The organism is Mucilaginibacter sp. FW306-07-L (assembly GCF_058782065.1).
Genome location: NZ_JBYSXI010000004.1, coordinates 1 through 6076 on the forward strand (window position 1 = coordinate 1; position 6076 = coordinate 6076).

A 6076-nucleotide genomic window follows, 5' to 3' on the forward strand; every position below is an offset into this window, starting at 1 on the left:
ACCTTTGCGACCCGCAACGGCGGGGCTTTCCGGTCTGAAAAGACGGGGGAGTTGAGTTGAAAGGTTTGGAGATAGGGGATAAAAAATAAATAGAAATATTTATTTGGAAGAGCGAAAAGTTTTTCTACCTTTGCAGACCCAAAACGAGGGAAGCCCGGAAGCGAATTCCGGGAAACAAAATACAGAAAAAGTTTACTTACCGCAATGGTAAGGGAATATAAAGCCGAAGCGTGATGCCGAGGCGAAAAAGTTCTTTAAAGAAAAGATAATCATGTAGCGTAGCGGGCTACTTTGAGAAGGAGAAAGCGAGTAGGCGAAAGCAGAAAGCATTAACCGGAAGAGCAAAGTAGTACTGTCAATGAAAACAACTTCTTAAAGGAGTTGAAAAGAGAACCAATAAAGTTTTCAAGGGGGATACTGTAAAAGATACAAATATTTACAGATTCTATTGATTGAGTTAATAGGGTCAGGTAAAACAAACAAAACATTATACAATGGAGAGTTTGATCCTGGCTCAGGATGAACGCTAGCGGCAGGCCTAATACATGCAAGTCGGACGGGATTCGGGAGCTTGCTCCTGATGAGAGTGGCGCACGGGTGCGTAACACGTATGCAACCTACCTTTACCAGGGGGATAGCCTCTCGAAAGAGAGATTAACACCGCATAAAATTAGTTTATGGCATCATAAGTTAATCAAATATTTATAGGGTAAAGATGGGCATGCGGAACATTAGCTAGTTGGTAAGGTAACGGCTTACCAAGGCGACGATGTTTAGGGGATCTGAGAGGATGACCCCCCACACTGGTACTGAGACACGGACCAGACTCCTACGGGAGGCAGCAGTAAGGAATATTGGTCAATGGGCGCAAGCCTGAACCAGCCATGCCGCGTGCAGGAAGACGGCCCTACGGGTTGTAAACTGCTTTTGTACGGGAATAAACCCTGATACGTGTATCAGGCTGAATGTACTGTAAGAATAAGGATCGGCTAACTCCGTGCCAGCAGCCGCGGTAATACGGAGGATCCGAGCGTTATCCGGATTTATTGGGTTTAAAGGGTGCGTAGGCGGCTTTTTAAGTCAGGGGTGAAAGACGGCAGCTTAACTGTCGCAGTGCCTTTGATACTGAAGAGCTTGAATACACTTGAAGTAGGCGGAATGTGACAAGTAGCGGTGAAATGCATAGATATGTCACAGAACACCAATTGCGAAGGCAGCTTACTAAAGTGTGATTGACGCTGAGGCACGAAAGCGTGGGGATCAAACAGGATTAGATACCCTGGTAGTCCACGCCCTAAACGATGAACACTCGATGTTGGCGATATACGGTCAGCGTCTAAGCGAAAGCGTTAAGTGTTCCACCTGGGGAGTACGCCCGCAAGGGTGAAACTCAAAGGAATTGACGGGGGCCCGCACAAGCGGAGGAGCATGTGGTTTAATTCGATGATACGCGAGGAACCTTACCCGGGCTTGAAAGTTAGTGAATGAGACAGAGACGTCTCAGTCCTTCGGGACACGAAACTAGGTGCTGCATGGCTGTCGTCAGCTCGTGCCGTGAGGTGTTGGGTTAAGTCCCGCAACGAGCGCAACCCCTATGTTTAGTTGCCAGCACGTCAAGGTGGGGACTCTAAACAGACTGCCTATGCAAATAGAGAGGAAGGAGGGGACGACGTCAAGTCATCATGGCCCTTACGTCCGGGGCTACACACGTGCTACAATGGATGGTACAGCGGGCAGCTACCTGGCAACAGGATGCCAATCTCGTAAAGCCATTCACAGTTCGGATCGGGGTCTGCAACTCGACCCCGTGAAGTTGGATTCGCTAGTAATCGCGTATCAGCAATGACGCGGTGAATACGTTCCCGGGCCTTGTACACACCGCCCGTCAAGCCATGGAAGCTGGAAGTGCCTGAAGTGCGTAACCGCAAGGAGCGTCCTAGGGTAAAGTCGGTAACTGGGGCTAAGTCGTAACAAGGTAGCCGTACCGGAAGGTGTGGCTGGAATACCTCCTTTCTGGAGCAGTATCCCAAACAAATGAAGAGGCAGAAACTGCTATGCACATGATTTATTTTTCTTTATAAAAAACAAAAAGATATTAGACAGTAGATGTGAGATCTGAGATCAGGAAAAGTGGAAACACCGATCACTGACTACTCACCACTAACTACTGACTAAAAAGATAACCCGGAAGATGAAGCCATCAGGGTGCCGGCCTTAAAAAGAGGGCGGGACAATAGTGGCAGTAGCAGTAGCGGTAGCAGTCGAGAGGAAGAAGTCAGGAATAATGACCAATGACTAAAGACTAATGACACAAACTGTAAACTGCAACTAAAAGAGATAGTCCCGTAGCTCAGTTTGGTTAGAGCACTACACTGATAATGTAGGGGTCAGCAGTTCAAATCTGCTCGGGACTACAGGCAAACGAGTAGCGGTAGCAGTAAATAGTAGCAGTAAAGCTGCCACTGCAACTAAAAATCGCCACTTTAATCAACCAGGGGGATTAGCTCAGCTGGCTAGAGCACCTGCCTTGCACGCAGGGGGTCAACGGTTCGAATCCGTTATTCTCCACGAGTTAGACGAGAGATATTAGATAAGAGATATGAGAAAGCGCAAGTGATCTCAATACTCACATCTCAATACTCAAATCTAAACAACGTTCTTTGACATATTGGAAGAAGTAATTGAAAAAACGAGAAGACAACAATAGGGATGTCATCTGTCAGTAGTCAATGGTCATTAGTAATTAGCAATAATTATCAATGACAAATGATAAATGACGAATGACCATCTCAAAAAAAGCATACCGTGCGGCGCAAAAGGCGCACGAGTAGAAGAAAGTAAGAAAGGGCACACGGGGGATGCCTAGGCTCTCAGAGGCGATGAAGGACGTGATAAGCTGCGATAAGCCGCGGGGATTAGCAAATATGAATTAATCCGCGGATTTCCGAATGGGGAAACCTATCTATTTGAAGAATAGATGCAATAGCGCTAACCTGCTGAACTGAAACATCTAAGTAAGCAGAGGAAGAGAAAACAACAGTGATTTCCAGAGTAGTGGCGAGCGAAATGGAAGAAGCCCAAACCATATATGTTACGGCATATACGGGGTAGTAGGACCACAACATGAATATTAGAATGAACCGGAACGGGGTGGGAAACCCGGCCATAGAGCATGAGAGCTGCGTACGGGTAAGTAATAATAGGATAGTGGTATCCTGAGTACTGCGAGGTCGGAGACGCCTTGTAGGAATTTGCCGGCACCATCCGGTAAGGCTAAATACTCCTGAGAGACCGATAGTGAACCAGTACCGTGAGGGAAAGGTGAAAAGAACCCCGAACAGGGGAGTGAAATAGAACCTGAAACCGTGTGCTTACAAGCGGTCGGAGCCCTTCTGGGGTGACGGCGTGCCTTTTGCATAATGAGCCTACGAGTTACTCTTCTCTGGCAAGGTTAAGTGTTTAAGGCACGGATCCGAAGCGAAAGCGAGTCTGAATAGGGCGTGCAGTCAGAGGAGGTAGACGCGAAACCTTGTGATCTACCCATGGACAGGTTGAAGGTGCCGTAACAGGTACTGGAGGACCGAACCGATAAACGTTGAAAAGTTTCCGGATGATTTGTGGGTAGGGGTGAAAGGCTAATCAAACTGGGAAATAGCTCGTACTCCCCGAAATGTTTTTAGGAACAGCCTGGCGGTTAAGTTATTAAGAGGTAGAGCTACTAATTGGGTGCGGGGGAGTCAAATCCTACCAAATCCAGATAAACTCCGAATGCTTGATAATATACGCTGGAGTGAGGCTATGGGTGCTAAGGTCCATGGCCGAGAGGGAAAGAACCCAGACCATCAGCTAAGGTCCCCAAATTACCATTAAGTTGAACTAACGAGGTCCGGCTGCACAGACAGCTAGGATGTTGGCTTGGAAGCAGCCATTCATTTAAAGAGTGCGTAACAGCTCACTAGTCGAGCGGCCGGGCATGGATAATAAACGGGCATTAAATGGTATACCGAAGCTATGGATTGTATATTGAATATACACTGGTAGGGGAGCATTCTGCCATCGGCGAAGCAGGAACGTAAGTGACTGTGGAGAGGGCAGAAAAGCAAATGTAGGCATAAGTAACGATAAGGCGGGAGAGAAACCCGCCCACCGAAAGACTAAGGTTTCCTGATCAACGCTAATCGGATCAGGGTTAGTCGGGGCCTAAGGTGAAGCCGAAAGGCGCAGCCGATGGACAACTGGTTAATATTCCAGTACTTTTTATAACTGCGATGCGGTGACGGAGTAGTGACACTGACGCGAACTGACGGAATAGTTCGTTAAAGGCCGTAGGTATAGGAGATGTAGTAAAGTACGCATCTTTTGCTGAAAGCTGATAGTACTCGGAACCTTCGGGGGATGGGATAGTTCAGGTAATCAGACTTCCAAGAAAACCCGCTAAGCTTCAGGTTATAAAAACCCGTACCGTAAACCGACACAGGTAGTCGAGGAGAGAATCCTAAGGTGCTCGAGTGAATCATGGCTAAGGAACTCGGCAAAATGGCCCTGTAACTTCGGGAGAAGGGGCGCTGGCAGCAATGTCAGCCGCAGTGAAAAGGCCCAGGCGACTGTTTAACAAAAACACATGGCTTTGCAAAATCGCAAGATGACGTATAAGGCCTGACACCTGCCCGGTGCCGGAAGGTTAAGAGGGGATGTTAGTCGCAAGGCGAAGCATTGAATCGAAGCCCCGGTAAACGGCGGCCGTAACTATAACGGTCCTAAGGTAGCGAAATTCCTTGTCGGGTAAGTTCCGACCTGCACGAATGGTGTAACGATCTGGGCGCTGTCTCAGCCATGAGCTCGGTGAAATTGTGGTATCGGTGAAGACGCCGGTTACCCGCAACGGGACGGAAAGACCCCATGCACCTTCACTACAACTTAACATTGATATCGGATACAGGATGTGTAGGATAGGTGGGAGGCTTTGAAGCAGGTTCGCTAGGACTTGTGGAGCCAACGTTGAAATACCACCCTTTCTGTATTTGGTGTCTAACTCTTGAATCAGGAGGACATTGTTTGGCGGGTAGTTTGACTGGGGTGGTCGCCTCCAAAAAGGTAACGGAGGCTTTCAAAGGTAAGCTCAGTACGCTTGGTAACCGTACGCGGAGTGCAATAGCATAAGCTTGCTTGACTGTGAGGCAGACAAGCCGAGCAGGGTCGAAAGACGGATATAGTGATCCGGTGGTTCTGCATGGAAGGGCCATCGCTCAAAGGATAAAAGGTACGCTGGGGATAACAGGCTGATCTCCCCCAAGAGCTCATATCGACGGGGAGGTTTGGCACCTCGATGTCGGCTCGTCACATCCTGGGGCTGGAGAAGGTCCCAAGGGTTGAGCTGTTCGCTCATTAAAGTGGCACGCGAGCTGGGTTCAGAACGTCGCGAGACAGTTCGGTCCCTATCTGTTGTGGGCGTTGGAAGTTTGAGTGGGGCTGACCTTAGTACGAGAGGACCGGGTTGGACTAACCTCTGGTGAATCTGTTATGGCGCCAGCTGTACTGCAGAGTAGCTACGTTGGGAATAGATAAGCGCTGAAAGCATCTAAGTGCGAAACTAGCCACGAGATGAGACTTCCTTATAGGGTCGTAGCAGACTACTACGTTGATAGGTTACAGGTGTAAAGGTGGTGACATCATAGCCAAGTAATACTAATAGCCCGAAGCTTTCTCAAGCAACAGAACTATATTGTTGTCTTCTCAACCTTTTCAATAACTTCTTTCAATAATATGTCATTGTTTATGGTCATCCGGCATTGGTCAATAGTCATTAGATTATCCAATGTAAACAGAGTCCATATAACAATAAAAAACAGCGATAGCTCATTTGGGTTCATATAGTCAAAATAATGACTAATGATCAATGTCTGTTGACTATCAGCTAAAAATCTTCAGGTGCCTATATCGGCGGTGTCCACCTCTTCCCATTCCGAACAGAGAAGTTAAGCCCGCCAGAGCCGATGGTACTGCGGTAAAACGTGGGAGAGTAGGTCGGTGCCAAATCTTCTAAAAGCCCCACTCAGCTATGAGTAGGGGCTTTTTT

At 47.9% G+C, this 6076-nt stretch carries 2 tRNA genes and 3 rRNA genes; all 5 read left to right on the forward strand.

Annotation, left to right across the window (positions count from 1 at the left end):
* Nucleotides 1-491: 491 nt before the first annotated feature.
* Nucleotides 492-2013, forward strand: a 16S ribosomal RNA gene (locus tag AC3WJC_RS19750).
* Between the two features lie 326 nt (nt 2014-2339).
* A tRNA-Ile gene (locus tag AC3WJC_RS19755) sits at nt 2340-2414 on the forward strand.
* Nucleotides 2415-2494: 80 nt separating this feature from the next.
* Nucleotides 2495-2568 (forward strand) — tRNA-Ala (locus AC3WJC_RS19760).
* A 263-nt stretch (nt 2569-2831) separates the two neighbouring features.
* A 23S ribosomal RNA gene (locus AC3WJC_RS19765) occupies nt 2832-5708 on the forward strand.
* A 216-nt stretch (nt 5709-5924) separates the two neighbouring features.
* A 5S ribosomal RNA gene (rrf, locus tag AC3WJC_RS19770) occupies nt 5925-6036 on the forward strand.
* The 16S, 23S and 5S rRNA genes sit together here with 2 tRNA genes alongside, the layout of an rRNA operon.
* Nucleotides 6037-6076 lie beyond the last annotated feature (40 nt).